At 62.6% G+C, this 17,223-nt stretch carries 16 protein-coding genes; 2 read left to right on the top strand and 14 right to left on the bottom strand.

Annotation, left to right across the window (positions count from 1 at the left end; translation table 11 throughout):
- Positions 1 to 5: 5 nt before the first annotated feature.
- Positions 6 to 692, top strand: a complete 687-nt coding sequence (gene phoU, locus AX703_RS01450; protein ID WP_039331329.1) for a phosphate signaling complex protein PhoU — start codon at positions 6 to 8, stop codon at positions 690 to 692.
- Positions 693 to 766: 74 nt separating this feature from the next.
- Positions 767 to 1,456, top strand: coding sequence for a phosphate regulon transcriptional regulator PhoB (gene phoB / locus AX703_RS01445; protein ID WP_039331331.1), 690 nt, complete (start codon positions 767 to 769; stop codon positions 1,454 to 1,456).
- 3 nt (positions 1,457 to 1,459) lie between these two features.
- Here the strand turns inward: phoB and AX703_RS01440 are convergent, their stop codons facing one another.
- From AX703_RS01440 to nuoF, 14 genes are read right to left on the bottom strand one after another with little or no spacing between them, the layout of a single operon-like run.
- The gene (locus AX703_RS01440) at positions 1,460 to 2,965 is read right to left on the bottom strand and encodes a glycosyltransferase family 39 protein (protein ID WP_062342128.1); all 1,506 of its coding nucleotides are present in this window, start codon (positions 2,963 to 2,965) and stop codon (positions 1,460 to 1,462) included.
- A 2-nt stretch (positions 2,966 to 2,967) separates the two neighbouring features.
- Positions 2,968 to 3,240, bottom strand: coding sequence for a DUF1467 family protein (locus AX703_RS01435; protein ID WP_039331332.1), 273 nt, complete (start codon positions 3,238 to 3,240; stop codon positions 2,968 to 2,970).
- A gap of 4 nt (positions 3,241 to 3,244) precedes the next feature.
- On the bottom strand, positions 3,245 to 4,897 hold the full coding sequence (locus tag AX703_RS01430; RefSeq protein WP_062342126.1) for a ribonuclease J: 1,653 nt from the start codon (positions 4,895 to 4,897) through the stop codon (positions 3,245 to 3,247).
- Positions 4,894 to 5,679, bottom strand: a complete 786-nt coding sequence (locus tag AX703_RS01425) for a type III pantothenate kinase (protein ID WP_039331337.1) — start codon at positions 5,677 to 5,679, stop codon at positions 4,894 to 4,896. Before AX703_RS01425 ends, AX703_RS01430 begins: the two co-directional genes overlap by 4 nt.
- Positions 5,663 to 6,394 (bottom strand): biotin--[acetyl-CoA-carboxylase] ligase, encoded by a 732-nt coding sequence (locus AX703_RS01420; protein ID WP_062342124.1) that lies wholly within the window; start codon positions 6,392 to 6,394, stop codon positions 5,663 to 5,665. The genes AX703_RS01425 and AX703_RS01420 overlap by 17 nt, the downstream gene beginning before the upstream one ends.
- A gap of 4 nt (positions 6,395 to 6,398) precedes the next feature.
- On the bottom strand, positions 6,399 to 7,862 hold the full coding sequence (gene nuoN / locus AX703_RS01415; protein WP_062342122.1) for an NADH-quinone oxidoreductase subunit NuoN: 1,464 nt from the start codon (positions 7,860 to 7,862) through the stop codon (positions 6,399 to 6,401).
- The gene (locus AX703_RS01410; protein ID WP_062342120.1) at positions 7,862 to 9,403 is read right to left on the bottom strand and encodes an NADH-quinone oxidoreductase subunit M; all 1,542 of its coding nucleotides are present in this window, start codon (positions 9,401 to 9,403) and stop codon (positions 7,862 to 7,864) included. The genes nuoN and AX703_RS01410 overlap by 1 nt, the downstream gene beginning before the upstream one ends.
- A complete protein-coding gene (nuoL, locus tag AX703_RS01405) occupies positions 9,400 to 11,448 on the bottom strand; it encodes an NADH-quinone oxidoreductase subunit L (RefSeq protein ID WP_062342117.1) in 2,049 nt (682 codons plus the stop codon). The genes AX703_RS01410 and nuoL overlap by 4 nt, the downstream gene beginning before the upstream one ends.
- A 4-nt stretch (positions 11,449 to 11,452) precedes the next feature.
- A complete protein-coding gene (gene nuoK, locus AX703_RS01400; RefSeq protein WP_011445933.1) occupies positions 11,453 to 11,758 on the bottom strand; it encodes an NADH-quinone oxidoreductase subunit NuoK in 306 nt (101 codons plus the stop codon).
- Complete coding sequence (locus AX703_RS01395; RefSeq protein WP_039331347.1) at positions 11,758 to 12,375, bottom strand: NADH-quinone oxidoreductase subunit J; 618 nt, start codon at positions 12,373 to 12,375, stop codon at positions 11,758 to 11,760. The genes nuoK and AX703_RS01395 overlap by 1 nt, the downstream gene beginning before the upstream one ends.
- Before the next feature lie 12 nt (positions 12,376 to 12,387).
- Positions 12,388 to 12,873, bottom strand: a complete 486-nt coding sequence (nuoI, locus tag AX703_RS01390; RefSeq protein WP_039331348.1) for an NADH-quinone oxidoreductase subunit NuoI — start codon at positions 12,871 to 12,873, stop codon at positions 12,388 to 12,390.
- Positions 12,870 to 13,913: an NADH-quinone oxidoreductase subunit NuoH gene (gene nuoH / locus AX703_RS01385; protein WP_062342115.1), complete on the bottom strand. Its 1,044-nt coding sequence runs from the start codon at positions 13,911 to 13,913 to the stop codon at positions 12,870 to 12,872. The genes nuoI and nuoH overlap by 4 nt, the downstream gene beginning before the upstream one ends.
- The gene (gene nuoG, locus AX703_RS01380; protein ID WP_062342113.1) at positions 13,910 to 15,919 is read right to left on the bottom strand and encodes an NADH-quinone oxidoreductase subunit NuoG; all 2,010 of its coding nucleotides are present in this window, start codon (positions 15,917 to 15,919) and stop codon (positions 13,910 to 13,912) included. The genes nuoH and nuoG overlap by 4 nt, the downstream gene beginning before the upstream one ends.
- Complete coding sequence (nuoF, locus tag AX703_RS01375) at positions 15,919 to 17,217, bottom strand: NADH-quinone oxidoreductase subunit NuoF (RefSeq protein ID WP_062342111.1); 1,299 nt, start codon at positions 17,215 to 17,217, stop codon at positions 15,919 to 15,921. Before nuoF ends, nuoG begins: the two co-directional genes overlap by 1 nt.
- Positions 17,218 to 17,223: the final 6 nt, after the last annotated feature.

Here is a 17,223-nt window from a genome sequence, read left to right as displayed (position 1 = left end):
AAGACATGGTGGCCGAACATACCGTCAAGGCTTTCGACGAGGACATCACCCGGCTGCGCGGCCTTGTCGCGGAAATGGGCGGCCTTGCTGAGCTGTCCGTGTCCGAGGCGATGGATGCGCTGCTGCGTGGCGACCATGACCTCGCCGCCGGCGTAATTGCGCGCGACAAGCGGATCGACCAGCTCGAAGCCGAAGTCGACAAGCTCGCCATCCGCGTCCTTGCCCTGCGCGCGCCAATGGCCGATGACCTGCGCGAAGTCATCGCCGCACTAAAGATCGCTGGCGTGATCGAGCGGATCGGCGATTACGCCAAGAATATCGCCAAGCGCGTCGGCATCATCGAAGGGCGCAAGCGTTTCGAACCGCTGACCCTGATTCCGGCGATGAACGACCTTGCCGCAGAGATGGTTCACGACGTGCTGACAGCCTTTGCAGCGCGCGATCCTGTTGCCGCGGCCGAGATCGTCCAGCGCGATGCCAAGGTCGATGCGTTCTACGATTCGATCTTCCGCAACCTCGTCTCGTTCATGGTCGAAAACCCCGCCACGATCAGCAGCGCTGCCCAGCTCCTGTTCGTCGCACGCAATATCGAGCGCATTGGCGACCATGCCACCAACATCGCCGAAATGGTCTACTATGCCGCCACGGGCATGAACCTGCCGGATCGCGAGGAAGTGCTGCCGCCAGCGTGAGGCCCTTTTGGGGTTTCGTCACAAGGCGGTAACATTGGTCGTGTCTTGGCAAACTGACCGTCAAGGAGGTTTGCGTGCCTGCTCCGAAGTTGCTGCTGGTTGAAGATGACACCGCCCTGGCCGAACTGGTCGAATACCGGTTTCGCGGCGAAGGCTACGACGTGCGCACCACCGACGACGGTGACGAGGCCCTGCTTCTCGCCGCCGAGGATGCCCCCGACCTCGTCCTGCTCGACTGGATGATCGGTGGCACCAGCGGCATCGAAGTATGCCGCCGGCTACGTCGCAACAAGGAGACGGCGCACGTTCCGATCATCATGCTCACTGCCCGCTCTGACGAAGACGATCGCATCCGCGGGCTTGAGATCGGCGCGGACGATTACGTCACCAAGCCCTTCTCCCCGCGCGAGCTGATCGCCCGCGTCGGCGCAGTCCTGCGCCGGGTGCGCCCGGCCTTGGCTGGTGAGACGATCACGGTCGGCGATCTGTCGCTCGACCCGACAGCACACCGCGTCATGCGTCGCGGCACACCGATGAAGGTCGGTCCGACCGAGTTTCGCCTGCTCAAGCACTTCATGGAACATCCCGGTCGCGTATTCTCGCGCGGACAGTTGCTCGACGCGGTTTGGGGAAGCGGCAGCGACATCGAGCTGCGCACGGTCGACGTCCACATCCGCCGCCTGCGTCAGGCCATTGCCATCCCCGGTGCGGCCGATCCCGTACGCACAGTGCGCTCGGCTGGCTATGCTCTGGAAGGCGTTTGACCGCTACTTGTCGATGCGGACCAGCACCGCGTTGTAATCGAGATCACCCGCCGGTTCGGTGCACGGCCCTTCCCGCCGGAATACGCAGTACTGCTGCTCGAACAGCGGCTTTTTCGGCGACATGCAGCCGACGAAGCGATAGGCTGGCGGCAACTCCCCCATGTGTTCGGCCGGTGCCACCGCAACGTTGTAGCGTGCCTGCGCCTGCGCCGCGATACGGGGAGCCTGCCGCCCCTCGATCAACAGCGTCTGCCCCTTGCGGTTGAGCACCGCGCGCGAGACGAACGGCACGTCACGGATGCGATAGGTTGCCAGTCCGCAGAAGTTCGGCTGGCTGCGCACGGTCCGCATAGCCCGCAGCGGCGCCTTGCCAACACCCCAGTTGATCACGAAAGGCTCTGTCGCCGCCACTTGCACCGATGCCGCCAGCCACAGGCCAAGGACGAGAACAAGGCCCATCCGGCCCAGCTCCCGCTTGCGCCTGGCGGCCAGGCGCTGCGCAAGATCGACCGAACCGATGGCGGCCACCTGTATCAGCAGCAGCACTGCAAGCAGTATGAAGCGATACTCCTTGTGGCCGATTGCCGAATGGATGGCGATCACTGCCGCTGCCGTTGCCACCAGCATGGGATAGCGCCTCGCCCCGAACAGGAGGGCAGGCACCAGCGCTACTGCGATCCACTGCCACTGCCAGATCAGTACCTGCAGATACCATTCCGGTGCCTCGACCCCGTAGGCATGGCTGCGGTTGGCGACGACATTGGCAAAGACATTGTTGTAGATCCAGACCAGCGGCATCTCGCCCATGGCAAGGTTGGCCAGCACGTCGCACAGCACACCGCCGGCTGCGCCGACCAGCAGCGGCAGCCATGCGCGACGCAGTTCAAACCGTCCGGCCCACAGGAACGGGATTGCCAAGGCCGGGCCGAGCGGAAACCGCGTGATGAAGCCAAGGCCCAGGAGGAACCCGCCGATCAGCGCGTCGCGGCGATTGCCTTGGTCACGAAAGCGCACCAGCAAGGCGAGACCGGGAAGGATGGCGAGGACCGAGAAAGTATCGCTCGAAGTGCGCGAGGCGAAGTAGGCAAAGTCCACCCAGACCGCGGCAACGAACCCGGCCGTTATCGCATGTGTCCGGCTGATCCGCACGCCAAGCGACCATCCGGCCCAGACCGTCCCCAACGATGCCACCGCCATGCACAGGCGCGGCAGGACCAGGTGCAACTCGCCAGCGGGATCGAGCGCATGCCCAAGCCCGACCGGCCCGACCATGACCAGCGGGATCAACCAGCTGCGAATGCCGAGGCGGATATCCCAGGTGCGGATCCAGTCGCCAGTTATCAAGCCGTAGGCCGGTTCGATATACTGCCAGATCTCGTCTGCGTGATGGTAGACGGTGAACAGCGAGATCGGAATGCGGAAGAAAAGCGCGAGGACCAGCAGCCATGCCAGCGCCGGGTCTATCCGACGCTGCCTTGTCTCCCCACTCGTTCCAGCCCCCCCAGCCACAGTCAGTGCGGGAAGTAGGTCGTCAAATCGAGGTCGGCCACGGTGATCCAGCCATTGAAATAGTTAGCATAGAAGAACGCAAACATCGCGGCCGAAAGGATCGTCGCACGGATCGCGATCTTGCGCGGATTGAAGTTGCCAGGCGCACTGTCGGCCTGCCCGAGCACCTTCTCCTGCCCGAGCTCGTCATGCGTGCGCACACCGAACGGGAGGACAATGAACGCCGCCATCACCCAGAACAGCCCGTAAATCGCAATGATCGACGTGATCTTCATGGGTTCAGCTTTCCCGCAGCAGCACTTGCACGACCGGCTTCTTGCCCGACCAGCGTTGTCCGGTGCGACGGACCGCCAGCCTGACGGCTTCTGCCACGGCCACGCGATCCCGTTTGCGATCACCCTTCAGGTTCCGCACGGCCTGCGATGCCTCGACCTTGGCCTCGGCCACGAAGGCCTCCATGTCTTCGTCCAACGGAATGCCGATCGAGGCGATCTCCACGTCAGAAACCAGTTGCCCATCGTGCCGCACCGCAAGCGCCGCCGTGATCAGTCCGTTCTGCGAAAGCTTGCGTCGCGCCACGACGCCCTCGCCGTCGGCAGGGGCTATGATGTCGCCGTCGAGCACCAGTCGTCCGGCGCGTTCTTCCGAAAGCTTCTTCGGGCCATCGGGTGCAAGCCGGATCAAATCGCCGTTCTTCTGCAGGATCGCCTTGGGAATGCCTTCGTCCAGGCCCAGTTGCGCCTGCTCGGCCATGTGACGAATTTCGCCGTGGACGGGCACGAGGATCTCCGGCCGGATCCAGTCATACAGCGCCACCAGTTCGGGGCGACCGGGGTGGCCGGAGACATGGATCATTGACTGCCTGTCAGTCACGATCCGCACGCCCTTCTCTACCAGCGCATTCTGGATGCGCCCGATGGCAAGTTCGTTTCCGGGGATCTGGCGGCTGGAGAACAGGACCACGTCGCCCTTCTCAAGCCGCACCGGGTGCTGATCGCCGGCAATGCGTGCCAGTGCCGCGCGCGGCTCACCCTGCCCGCCTGTCGCCAGCACGAGCAGTTCGCCGCGCGGCACGTCCATTGCATCGTCGACATGGACAAGATCAGGGAAGTTCTTGAGATAGCCGCACGATTGCGCAACGCGGATGATACGGTCGAGCGAGCGGCCCGCAACGCACAACTTCCTATTGGTAGCCTCGGCCACCTCACCGAGCGTCTGGAGGCGCGCCACGTTGGAAGCGAATGTGGTGACGACGACGCGACGCCCCTTCTGCGCGCCAACCGCCTCGAGCAACCCCGCCCGCACTTCGCCTTCCGAACCCGATGGCTTGGGATTGAACACGTTCGTGGAATCGCAGACCAGCGCCAGCACGCCCTCGTCACCGATTGCGGTCAATTCCTCCTCGGTCGCCGGGGTGCCGATGCGCGGTTCGTCGTCCAGCTTCCAGTCGCCGGTATGGAAGATGCGACCATGCGGAGTGTCGATGAGCAGCGCATTGCCTTCCGCAATCGAGTGCGCCAGCGGCACGTAGCGAATGCCGAACGGCCCCAGTTCGAAGCGATCGAGGTGGTCAATGACGTTGAGCTCGACCTCTTCCTCGATCCCCGCTTCGACCAGCTTCTCATGCACCAGCTTGGCCGTGAAAGGCGTCGCATAAAGCGGCACGCCAAGGTCCTGCGCGAAGTACGGCACGGCACCGATATGGTCTTCGTGCGCGTGCGTCAGGACAATACCGACAAGGTCATCGAGACGCTGCTCGATGAAATCGAGGTCCGCAAAAACCAGGTCGATCCCGGGGTAATACGGGTCGGCGAATGTCATACCGAGGTCGACCATCAGCCACTTGCCGTCACACCCATAAAGGTTGACGTTCATCCCGATCTCGCCCGAGCCACCAAGGGCGAGGAAGAGGAGTTCCTTGGCAGGCTTCACGAATCAGACACTCTTTCAGCAAGGATCGCGAGGCCGTCGAGGGTAAGATCGGTATCCACGTGATCGAAAATCTCGGTATGCTCGTCAAACAGCACGGCGAGGCCGCCCGTCGCAATGATCTTGGCTGGGCGACCGATCTCTGAACGCAGCCGCGCGATCAGGCCTTCCATCATTGCGACATAGCCCCAGAACACGCCGATCTGCATCTGGTCTTCGGTGTTGCGACCAATGACCCGGCGGTCGTTGCCTCGCGGCGGCGCGATTGCAATGCGCGGCAGCTTTGCGGCTGCCGTCACCAACGCGTCGAGCGACAGGTTGATCCCGGGTGCGATGATCCCGCCCTTGTAGGCACCATTGAAGTCTACCACGTCGAATGTCGTGGCTGTGCCGAAATCGACGACGATCAGGTCACCAGCATACTTGGCGTGGGCCGCCACGGTATTGACGGCACGGTCTGCTCCAAGTGAGCGCGGCTCGTCAACATCTGCCTCGAAGCCCCATTCCACGGGAGCTTGCCCTGCGATCAGCGGATCGAGCCCGAAGTACTTTTGCGAAAGGACCTCGAGGTTGTGCTGCGCGCGCGGCACAACTGTCGAGATGATGATCTTGCTCACGGCTTTTCGGTCAAAACCCTGCAATTGCATGAGTTGCAACAGCCAAACTGCGTACTCGTCAGCCGTGCGGCGTGGATCGGTCGCAACACGCCAGCGTGACTTGATCTCGCGACCTTCGAACAGTGCGAAGACGATGTTGGTATTGCCGACGTCAACCGCCAGAAGCATGAGTTCCCACCATATCTATGTCGCCCGCGTGGATGGCACGGACCGCTCCGTCCGCCAAGCGAAGAAGGGCAACGCCGTCATCATCGATACCGGCAAACGCACCCATGATGGTGCCGTGGTCGCTATACTTGACCGAAACAAGCGTCCCCGTGGGCAAGGCGCGTGAAATCCACTGCTGGCGCAGCAGCGGCCATTCGCCGTAGTGCCACCGGTCAACTGCATCGCCAAGCCGCGCAGCCAGATCGGCGGCAAACTGGTCGCGGGAAATATCGATGCCAAGATCGCTCAGCGACGCCGTCGACCGGTCAGGTACTAGTGGTGCTTGTGCGAGGTTTACGCCAATTCCGATGACCACAGCATCACGCTGCCGCTCGAGCAAAATGCCCGCCAGCTTTGCATCACCAACAAGCAGGTCGTTCGGCCACTTCAGCCAGAGATCAGCCAGTGTCGGAGCGATGGCACTGACCGTCTCGTGCACAGCCAGCCCGGCAACCAGAGCCAGCGTCTGCGGCAACGGATCAGGACCACGAAGGTTGACGACCGTCGAACCCATGAAGTTCCCGAAGCCGTCGCTCCATGCGCGCCCTGCGCGCCCACGCCCAGCGCTTTGCCGGTCAGCAACCAGCCAGTAATCTTCGGCCACGGCCTCTCCCCCGCCAAGGCGCGCGAGCAGCGCACCATTGGTCGAGGGAATTTCGGCGACGGTTTCGATCAAGTGATCAGCCGACCGGGAACAGCGCTGCGGCAGCGTATCCAGCGAGCGTATCGAGGCACTTGGTGCCAAGGTAGCCGAGCGGCGAGATTGCGAGGCTCGACAGCACCAACAGCACGGTATGCGAAGTCTCGCCAGTGCCCTTCACCACATCCGCCGGTTCGTCGAAGTACATGACCTTGACGACCTTGAGGTAGTAGAACGCACCGATCACCGATGCAGCGATGCCGATCGCGGCGAGCACGATCATGTCGGCCTGCACTGCGGCCTGGAACACCACGAATTTGCCCCAGAAGCCGAACAGCGGCGGAATACCGGCGAGGCTGAACATCACCGACGCCATCGCAAGGGCAATCCAGGGGCGCGTTTTTGAAAGGCCAGCCAGGTCGGAGATCGCTTCGACCTGCTCGCCGTTCTCGTCCCGCAGGAGCAGTACCGCCACGAAACCAGCAACCGACATCGCCACATAGATCGCGATGTAGACAAGCATCGCCGAAGCACCGGCGCGCGTTGCCGTCGCAAGCCCAATCAGGATGAAGCCGACATTGTTGATCGACGAATAGGCCATGAGGCGCTTGATGTTGTTCTGGCCGATCGCGCCCAGCGCGCCGATAACGATCGACAGCAGCGAGGCGAAGATCACGACCTGCTGCCAGGCATGCGGCTGGCTACCGAAAGCCTCGAAGCTGACGCGCACCAGCAGGCCCAGCGCCGAGACCTTCGACGCAGTGGCGAAGAACGTCGTTACCGGCGTCGGCGCGCCTTCGTAAACGTCGGGCGTCCACATGTGGAACGGCGCCGCGCTGATCTTGAAGGCAAGACCTGCCAGCACGAAGATAAGGCCGAACGTCGCTCCGGTCGACAGGCCGCCCGCAAGCGCAGCATTGATCCCGCCAAAGCTGGTCGTGCCGGTGAAGCCGTAGGTCAGGCTCATGCCGAACAGCAGGATACCTGAAGCCAGCGAGCCAAGCACAAAGTACTTGAGCCCGGATTCCGCCGACCGCTCGTCGGTGCGCAGGAACGAAGCCAACACATAGGACGCAAGGCTGTTCAGCTCGAGGCCGATGTAAAGCGCCAGCAGATCACCTGCAGACACCATCATGCCCATGCCGAGCGAGGCGAACAGCACGAGCAGCGGGAATTCCGCGCGCATTGCGCGAGCCTTGTCGAAGAACGACTGCGCAACGATCAGCGTCACGCCAGCGCTGGCGTAGATCAGCAACTTGGCGAACGCGGCGAAGGCATCGGCGCGATGCTGGCCACCGAACGCGGTCACGTCCGGCCCCATTGCCTGCCCCCACAGTGCAGGCGCAGTAAGAATGGCGCAAACCGTCAGGACAGCAACGGCAAGGATCGAGATCAGGCGCGAGGCCTTGTCACCGCCCCAGGCGGCGATCAGCAGCAACACCAGACCCGAAACCGAAAGCAGAATTTCGGGCGTGGTGAGCGCGAGCGAACGGGCGAAGTCCATCAGTGTGCCTCCCCGTGCGCGGCTTCATGTTCAGAATGGGCAGCAGCCATCGGCTTTCCAGCAGTTACTTGCGCATCGCCCTTGGGCTTGGCTTGCGCGAGGCGCGCATCGAGCGCGGCAATATCCTTGCGCATCGGCGCGATGAAGCTTTCAGGGTACACGCCCATCCAGAGCACCACGGCAGCAAGCGGCACCATCATCGCCCACTCGCGCTTGTCGAGGTCGAGCATCGCGGCGGCATCGGCGTTCTTCTGCTCGCCATAGGCAATGCGACGATAAAGGTAGAGCATGTATGCCGCACCAAGGATGATCCCGGTGGTGCAAATCAGGGCAACCCAGCTCGAGATCTGGTAGACGCCCATCAGCGACAGGAACTCGCCAACGAAACCGCTCGTACCCGGAAGCCCGATCGAAGCCATCGTGAACAGCAGCAGGAATACCGCGTAATACGGCATGTTGATCGACAAGCCGCCATAGCGCGCAATCTCGCGCGTGTGCAGACGGTCATAGATCACGCCGACGCTGAGGAAGAGCGCGCCTGCAACCAGGCCGTGGCTCAGCATGATCAGCATCGAACCTTCGAGACTCTGTTGATTGAAGGCAAACAGGCCAATCGTCACGATCGCCATGTGCGCGACCGAGGAATAGGCGATCAGCTTCTTCATGTCGTGCTGCACCAACGCGATCAGCGAGGTGATGACCACGGCCGCCATCGACATGCCGAAGATCAGCGGCGCGAACTGCGCCGAGGCTTCTGGGAACATCGGCAGTGAGAAGCGAATGAAGCCATAGCCACCCATCTTCAGCAGCACGCCTGCAAGGATCACCGAACCGCCGGTGGGCGCCTGCACGTGCGCGTCGGGCAGCCAGGTGTGGACAGGCCACATCGGCATCTTCACGGCAAAGCTCGCGAAGAAGGCCAGCCACAGCCAGGTCTGCGCCTGAGCCGGGAAGTTGTAGGCCATCAGCGTCGGGATGTCGGTCGTGCCGGCTTCGTTAACCATCCAGAACATCGCGATCAGCATCAGCACCGAGCCGAGAAGCGTGTAGAGGAAGAACTTGTAGCTGGCGTAGATGCGCTCCGCCCCGCCCCACACGCCGATGATCAGGTACATCGGGATCAGGCCGGCCTCGAACATGATGTAGAACAGAAACAGGTCCTGCGCCGCGAACACGCCGATCATCAGCGTTTCCATGAGCAGGAACGCCGCGTAATACTCGCCCTGGCGCTTGTCGATCGAGGTCCAGCTGGCTCCGATGCAGATCGGCATCAGGAATACCGTCAGCGCGATCAGCAGCAGCGCGATGCCATCGATGCCGAGCTTCCACGAGAAGCCCGAGAAGATCGCGGCGCTTTCCGTGAATTGCCACTGCGCGCCGCCGATGTCGAACTGTGCCCAGAGGATCACCCCCAGAACGAAGTCGATCAAAGTGGCGACAAGCGCAACGGAACGCGCCTGTTCACGAGGAACGACAAGGCAGGCCACTGCCGCAACCAGCGGCACCAGCAGCATCAGCGAGAGGATCGGAAAACCGGTCATTGTGCGATCACCCAGCTGATCGCGCCGACAAGGCCGACGAGCATGACCAGCGCATAGCTATAGAGATACCCCGACTGGAGCTTGGCGGCGGCGCGGCTGCCTTGAGCGACGACCCATGCGGCACCATTGGGGCCGAAGCGGTCAATCACGCCCTGGTCGACAACCTTCCAGAACACGCGGCCCAGCCACATCGCCGGAACGACGAAGACATAGTGGTAAAGTTCGTCGAAGTACCACTTGTTGAGCAGGAACTTGTAGAGGAACCCGAACTGCTCGACGAACGCGGCCGGGAACTTCGTGTTCTTGATGTAGGCGTACCAGGCGATCAGAAGGCCGGTGGCCATGACCGCGAACGGCGCCCACTTAACCCATGTCGGCACTTCGTGCATTGCATGGATCGTGTGTTCCGCGAACACGAGCGAGCCCTTCCAGAAATGTCCGGTGCCTTCGCTCACGAAGCTGTGATGGAAGACAAAGCCTGCCAGCACCGCGCCAAGCGACAGCACGCCCAGCGGAACCAGCATGTTCAGCGGGCTTTCATGCGGGTGATAGCCTGCCGTGCCATCGTTGTGCTCATCATGATGATGCGCATGCGCATGGTCATCGTGCCCGTGAGCATGATCGTCATGCCCATGAGCATCGTGTACCGCGTGCTGGACATGCTCGGATTGCTCCCAGCGCGGCTTGCCGAAGAAGGTCAGGAACACCAGACGCCACGAATAGAAGCTGGTCAGCAGCGCTGCAAAGATACCGATGAAGAAGGCAAAGTGCCCCAGTTCGGTGCCCTTGGCATAGGCCGCCTCAAGGATCGCGTCCTTCGAGTAAAAACCTGCAAAACCGAACACATCGACAATGCCGACGCCGGTAATCGCCAGCGTGCCCATCATCATCGCCCAGTAGGTAAGCGGAATGCTCTTACGCAGGCCGCCATAGTACCGCATGTCCTGCTCGTGGTGCATCGCGTGGATCACCGAACCGGCACCCAGGAACAGCAACGCCTTGAAGAAGGCGTGGGTGAACAGGTGGAACATCGCCGCGCCATAGGCCGAGACACCTGCCGCAAAGAACATATAGCCCAACTGCGAGCAGGTCGAATAGGCGATCACGCGCTTGATGTCGGTCTGCGTCGTGCCCACGGTCGCCGCAAAGATGCAGGTCATCGCACCGATGAAGGTCACGAACGACAGCGCCGTTGGGCTGACTTCGAACATCGGCGACAGACGGCAGACCATGAACACGCCCGCTGTCACCATGGTGGCAGCGTGGATCAGCGCCGATACCGGAGTCGGGCCTTCCATAGCGTCAGGCAACCACGTGTGCAGACCAAGCTGCGCCGACTTGCCCATCGCGCCGATGAACAGCAGCAGGCACAGCACGGTCATCGTGTCGAAGCGGTAGCCAAGGAAACCGATGGTCGAGCCGGCCATGCCGGGCGCGGCTTCAAGGATCGCCGGGATCGACACTGTGCCGAACACCAGGAACGTCCCGAAGATGCCCATCATGAAGCCGAGGTCGCCGACGCGGTTGACCACGAAGGCCTTCATAGCGGCGGCGTTGGCGGAAGGCTTGCGGAACCAGAAGCCGATCAGAAGGTAGGAGGCAAGACCCACGCCTTCCCAACCGAAGAACATCTGCACGAGGTTGTCCGCCGTCACCAGCATGAGCATGGCGAAGGTGAACAGCGACAGGTAGGCGAAGAAGCGCGGCTGATCCGGCTCCTCGCTCATGTAGCCCCACGAGTACAGGTGGACGAGCGCCGAGACGCTGGTGATGACCACCAGCATGACTGCCGTAAGCGTGTCGACCCGGAGCGCCCATGCGAAGTCGAGCGCGCCCGACTTGACCCAGTGCAGCACCGGAGTGACGCTTGCCTCGGCCGTTCCGCCCAGGAAAGAGATAAAGATCGGCCAGGACAGCGCGCACGAGATGAACAGCGCGCCAGTGGTCACCACCTTGGCCGGAACTGTGCCCAGCTTCTTGTTGCCGAGGCCTGCGACGATCGCTGCCAGAAGCGGCAGGAATACAATGATCAGGATGGAAGACATTGGTTCAGCCCTTCATCCGGTTGACATCGTCGACGGCAATGGTGCCGCGGCCACGGAAGTAGATGACGAGAATGGCAAGCCCGATTGCTGCCTCGCCCGCAGCCACCGTCAGCACGAACATCGCGAAGACCTGGCCGACAAGGTCGTGCAGGAACGCGCTGAACGCGACGAGGTTGAGGTTCACCGAAAGCAGGATCAGTTCGATCGCCATCAGGATGATGATGACGTTCTTCCGGTTGAGGAAGATGCCAAGCACGCCCAGCACGAACAGGATCGAGCTGACGACGAGGTAGTGTTCGATGCCGATCATCAGATCTGGACCCCCTTGCCCACTTCCGGCTGGAGATTGACGGTCGCCTCTTCCGGGCGACGTGCGTTCTGCTTCGAGACGTTCTGGCCACGCGTGTCGGTGCGCTGGCGATGCGTCAGCACGATCGCGCCGATCATCGCAACCAGCAGGACAATGCCCGCCGCTTCGAACAGGAACAGGTAACGGCTGTAGAGCAGTGCACCGATTGCCTCGATGTTCGAGGCTTCGGCCAGCGGCGCGGCCGAGCCATCGGCCTTGCCCAGCGCAACCGAACCCGCGCCGCGCACGATCAGGCCGACGAACAGCTCGACGAAAAGCACGACGGCCAGCGCCAAACCGAGCGGGAAGTTCTTGATGAATCCGGCGCGCAGTTCGGCAAAGTCGATGTCGAGCATCATCACGACGAACAGGAACAGCACCGCAACCGCACCGACATAGACGATGACCAGCAGCATCGCGATGAACTCGGCGCCCACCAGCACCATCAGGCCGGCGGCATTGAAGAACGCGAGGATCAGCCAGAGCACCGAATGCACCGGATTGCGCGCAAGAATCGTCACCGCACCGCTGAAGATGCAGAGCGTGGCGAAGAGATAGAAGGCGAATACCTGGATCATCAGCGCGGCCCCCTAGCGATACGGCGCATCGGCTTCAAGGTTCGCGGCTATCGCCCGCTCCCACTTGTCCCCGTTCGCGAGCAGCTTGGCCTTGTCGTAGAGCAGCTCCTCGCGCGTTTCCGTCGCGTATTCGAAGTTCGGCCCCTCGACGATGGCATCGACCGGGCAGGCTTCCTGGCAGAAGCCGCAGAAGATGCACTTCGTCATGTCGATGTCGTAACGCGTGGTGCGGCGGCTGCCGTCCTCGCGCGGTTCGGCTTCGATCGTGATCGCCTGCGCCGGGCACACCGCCTCGCACAGCTTGCACGCGATGCAGCGCTCCTCGCCGTTGGGATAACGGCGCAGGGCATGTTCACCACGGAAGCGCGGGGAAAGCGGGTTCTTCTCGAACGGGTAGTTGATCGTCGCCTTGGGCTTGAAGAAATACTTCAAGGTCAGCCAGTGCGCCTTCACGAACTCCCAAAGGGTGAAGCTCTTGATGAGCTGTCCGACGGTCATGCGAAGTGTCCGGTAGCCATGAGGTAGCCGCTGACGAGGAACACGAACAGCAGCGATACGGGCAGGAAGATCTTCCAGCCCAGGCGCATCAGCTGGTCATAGCGATAGCGCGGGACAGTGGCTTTCACCCAGCTGAAGATGAAGAAGAAGAACAGGATCTTGAGCAGGAGCCACACGAAGCCCGGCACGAGGTAGAGCACCGGAATGTCGAGCGGCGGCAGGTATCCGCCCCAGAACAGCACGGCGTTCAGCGCGCACATCAGCAGCACGTTGGCATATTCGCCGAGCCAGTAGAGCGCGAAGGCCATCGACGAGTATTCGGTCTGATAGCCCGCCACCAGCTCCGATTCCGCCTCGGTCAGGTCGAACGGCGCGCGTGCGGTTTCGGCCAGGCCCGAGATCAGGAACATCACCCACATCGGGAACAGCAGCGGGTTCGCGACGAAGCCGTTGATGATCCAAACGTGGCTCTGCTGCGCCTTGACGATGTCGTTCAGGTTGAACGTCCCCGCCCACAGCACCACGCAGATCAAGATGAAGCCGATCGAGACTTCATAGGAGATCATCTGCGCCGAGGCGCGCATCGCCGAGAAGAACGGGTACTTCGAATTCGACGACCAGCCCGCGATCACCACGCCGTAAACACCCAGCGATGAGATCGCGAGGACGTAGAGCAGGCCGACATTGATGTTGGCCAGCACCGCGCCCGAATTGAACGGGATCACCGCCCAAGCCATCAGCGCAACGGTGAAGGTGATGATCGGCGCGATCAGGAACAGGCCCTTGTTCGCCGCCGAAGGAATGATGGTTTCCTGCAGGAACACCTTCAGGCCGTCGGCAAACGACTGCAGCAGGCCCAGCGGCCCCACCACGTTCGGCCCTTTGCGCAGCGCCATCGCCGCCCAGATCTTGCGGTCGGCATAGATGATCATGGCAACGCCGAGCATTAGCGGGAATGCGATCAGCAGGATCCCGCAGACGGTGGCAATGCCCCAGGCCCACTCGTACGAGAGGCCAAGACCCATGAAGAACTCGGTCATTCCGCGGCCTCCGCGAAGCTTGTCCCGTGGAGCAGTTCCGCCGAACAGCGCTGCAGCGTCGGGCTGGAACGGGCGATGGCGTTGGTCAGGTAGCGATCCTTGATCGGGTAACCCGCGATCACACCCTCAGCCCTGGCACCAGCGGGAGCCGAGGGCAGAGCACCGTAATCGGCCAGACCTTCCAAGCCCAGCGCCGGAACTTCGGCCACCATCGCGGCGCGAAGCTGCTCGAAGCTGTCGAAGCCTACCGAAACGCCAAGCGCGTCGGCCATCGCGCGCAGGATCGTCCAGTCCTCGCGGGCATCGCCCGGCGCGAACACGGCCTTTTCCGCATACTGCACGCGGCCTTCGGTGTTGACGTAAGTGCCGTCCTTCTCGCTGAACGCGGCGGCAGGCAGGATCACATCGGCAGCGTGCGCCGCCTTGTCACCATGATGGCCGATATGCACGATCATGCTGTCGGCAAACTTTGTAAAGTCCACCTCATCCGCACCCAGCGAGATGACCATCTTTGGCTTGGCCGCAACCAGATCGGCAATGCCGCCCGCTTGCGCATAGCCGAGCATCAGCCCGCCCATGCGGCTTGCTGCCATGTGCAACGCGTTGAAGCCGTTCCAGCCCTCACGCACCAGATTGAACTGCTCGGCAAAGGCCAGACCTGCGCCCAGCGCGCCATTGCCCAGAGCCGCACCACCCAGAATGATCGCAGGCTTCTGGGCCGCGCCGAACGCATCGCTGACTTCGGCAGGCAGGTTGCCCAGCACCGCCAGATCGTCACCCAGGAACGTCGCCGGATAAGTCGGATCCCACTGCGGGCCGACCACGAAGACCTTCGCGCCCTTCTTCACCGCCTTGCGCAGGCGGGTGTTGAGCAGCGGCGCTTCGTCGCGGATCATCGAACCGACGATCAGCACCGCGTCGGCATCCTCGATGCCAGCCAGGCCCGAGTTGAAGTTCACCGCCGCAAGGTTCGACGTGTCATAGGCCAGACCCGTCTGACGGCCTTCGAGCAGCGTGGACCCCAAGGCCCCTGCCAGCTTCTTGGCCGCAAACATCGTCTCGCAATCAACCAGATCGCCCGCGATCACCGCCACCGACGAACCCGGATTGATCTTCGCCACAGCCTCGAACGCCTCGGCCCAGGCCGCCGCGACCAGCTTGCCATCACGGCGCAGCCATGGCTTGTCGAGACGGCGGCGGGTCAGTCCGTCGACCATGTAGCGGCCACGGTCGGACAGCCATTCCTCATTCACGTCGTCGTTGACGCGCGGCAGGATGCGCAGCACTTCGCGGCCACGGCAGTCGAGCCGGATGTTTGATCCCAGCGCGTCGGAAACGTCGATGGACAGCGTCTTCTTCAGCTCCCACGGACGCGCTTCGAACGCATAGGGGCGGCTGGTCAGCGCGCCGACCGGGCAGAGGTCGATCACGTTGGCCGAAAGCTCGTGCGCCGCGGCCTTTTCCAGATAAGTGGAAATCTGCATCGTCTCGCCGCGATAGAGCGCGCCGATTTCGTCCACGCCCGCCACTTCTTCACTGAAGCGCACGCAGCGGGTGCAGTGGATGCAGCGCGTCATCGTCGTCTTGATGAGCGGGCCCATGTACTTCTCGGTCACCGCGCGCTTGTTCTCGTGATAGCGCGAGGCACCACGACCATAGGCGACCGACTGGTCCTGCAGGTCGCACTCGCCACCCTGATCGCAGATCGGGCAATCGAGCGGGTGGTTGATCAGGAGAAATTCCATCACCCCTTCCCGCGCCTTCTTGACCATCTCGGAATCCGTGCGGATTTCCTGGCCTTCCGTGGCGGGCAGCGCGCAGGACGCCTGTGGCTTGGGCGGTCCGGGCTTCACTTCGACAAGGCACATGCGGCAGTTGCCGGCAATGCTCAGCCGCTCATGATAGCAGAACCGCGGGATTTCCTTGCCGGCCAGCTCGCACGCCTGCAGGACAGTAGCGCCTGCCGGGACTTCGAGCTCTACGCCGTCGACTTTGACTTTAGGCATTATTCTGCTGCCTCTGACAGTTCTGGCCGAGCGTTTTCGGCAATCCGGCGCTCGATCTCAGGGCGGAAGTGCTTGATCAAGCCCTGGATCGGCCATGCGGCGGCGTCACCCAGAGCGCAGATGGTGTGGCCTTCGACCTGCTTGGTTACGTTGAACAGCATGTCGATCTCCTCGACATCCGCATCGCCCGTGCGCAGCCGCTCCATCACGCGCCACATCCAGCCTGTGCCTTCGCGGCACGGCGTGCACTGGCCGCAGCTTTCATGCTTGTAGAAGTACGAAAGGCGGCTGATCGCGCGGACGATGTCGGTCGACTTGTCCATGACGATGACGGCGGCGGTGCCAAGGCCCGAACCCAGCGCACGCAGACCGTCGAAGTCCATCGGCGCGTCCCAGATTTCTGCAGCCGGAACCAGCGGGACCGACGAGCCGCCGGGGATCACGGCGAGCAGGTTGTCCTTGCCGCCACGGATGCCGCCGCAGTGCTTCTCGATCAGCTCGCTGAACGGAATGCTCATCTCTTCCTCGACCACGCAGGGCCGGTTCACATGGCCGCTGATCTGGAAGAGCTTGGTGCCCTTGTTGTTTTCACGACCGAAGGAGGAGAACCACGAAGCGCCGCGACGCAGGATCGTTGGCGCAACCGCGATCGATTCCACGTTGTTGACCGTGGTCGGGCAGCCATAAAGGCCCGCGCCGGCCGGGAACGGCGGCTTGAGGCGGGGCTGGCCCTTCTTGCCTTCGAGGCTTTCGATCATCGCGGTCTCTTCGCCGCAGATGTAGGCGCCTGCGCCGCGATGGACGAAGACGTCGAAATCGTAGCCCGACCCACTCGCGTTCTTGCCGATCAGGCCCGCGTCATAGGCCTCCTGCACGGCGGCGAACAGCGTCTCGGCTTCGCGGATATATTCGCCGCGAATGTAGATATAGGCCGCGCGCGCGCGCATCGCATAGCCTGCGATCAGCGCGCCTTCGATCAGCTTGTGCGGATCGTGGCGGATGATCTCGCGATCCTTGCACGAACCCGGCTCGGATTCGTCGGCGTTGATCACGAGGAAGCTCGGACGGCCGTCCTTCGATTCCTTGGGCATGAACGACCACTTCATGCCGGTGGGGAAGCCCGCACCGCCACGGCCGCGCAGGCCCGAAGCCTTGATTTCCTCGATGATCGCGTCCTGCCCGCGCTCCATCAGGGCCTTGGTATTGTCCCAGTCCCCGCGCTGGCGTGCGGCAGCAAGGTTCCACGGCTGGAAGCCGTAGACGTTGGTGAAGATGCGATCCTTGTCAGCGAGACTCACAGGGCA

This window comes from Novosphingobium sp. CCH12-A3, assembly GCF_001556015.1.
Taxonomy (GTDB): domain Bacteria; phylum Pseudomonadota; class Alphaproteobacteria; order Sphingomonadales; family Sphingomonadaceae; genus Novosphingobium; species Novosphingobium subterraneum.
The sequence above is the reverse complement of the archived record's forward strand: the minus strand, read 5'-3'. Positions and strand labels throughout refer to the sequence as shown.

Excerpts from the sequence above, each read along its gene's own strand:
- phoU (WP_039331329.1), top strand. The coding sequence starts at position 6 with ATGGTGGCCGAACATACCGTCAAGGCTTTCGACGAGGACATCACCCGG.
- AX703_RS01435 (WP_039331332.1), bottom strand. The coding sequence starts at position 3,240 with ATGAAGATCACGTCGATCATTGCGATTTACGGGCTGTTCTGGGTGATG.
- AX703_RS01425 (WP_039331337.1), bottom strand. The coding sequence starts at position 5,679 with ATGCTTCTGGCGGTTGACGTCGGCAATACCAACATCGTCTTCGCACTG.
- nuoN (WP_062342122.1), bottom strand. The coding sequence starts at position 7,862 with ATGGACTTCGCCCGTTCGCTCGCGCTCACCACGCCCGAAATTCTGCTT.
- AX703_RS01410 (WP_062342120.1), bottom strand. The coding sequence starts at position 9,403 with ATGACCGGTTTTCCGATCCTCTCGCTGATGCTGCTGGTGCCGCTGGTT.
- nuoL (WP_062342117.1), bottom strand. The coding sequence starts at position 11,448 with ATGTCTTCCATCCTGATCATTGTATTCCTGCCGCTTCTGGCAGCGATC.
- nuoK (WP_011445933.1), bottom strand. The coding sequence starts at position 11,758 with ATGATCGGCATCGAACACTACCTCGTCGTCAGCTCGATCCTGTTCGTG.
- AX703_RS01395 (WP_039331347.1), bottom strand. The coding sequence starts at position 12,375 with ATGATCCAGGTATTCGCCTTCTATCTCTTCGCCACGCTCTGCATCTTC.
- nuoI (WP_039331348.1), bottom strand. The coding sequence starts at position 12,873 with ATGACCGTCGGACAGCTCATCAAGAGCTTCACCCTTTGGGAGTTCGTG.
- nuoH (WP_062342115.1), bottom strand. The coding sequence starts at position 13,913 with ATGACCGAGTTCTTCATGGGTCTTGGCCTCTCGTACGAGTGGGCCTGG.
- nuoG (WP_062342113.1), bottom strand. The coding sequence starts at position 15,919 with ATGCCTAAAGTCAAAGTCGACGGCGTAGAGCTCGAAGTCCCGGCAGGC.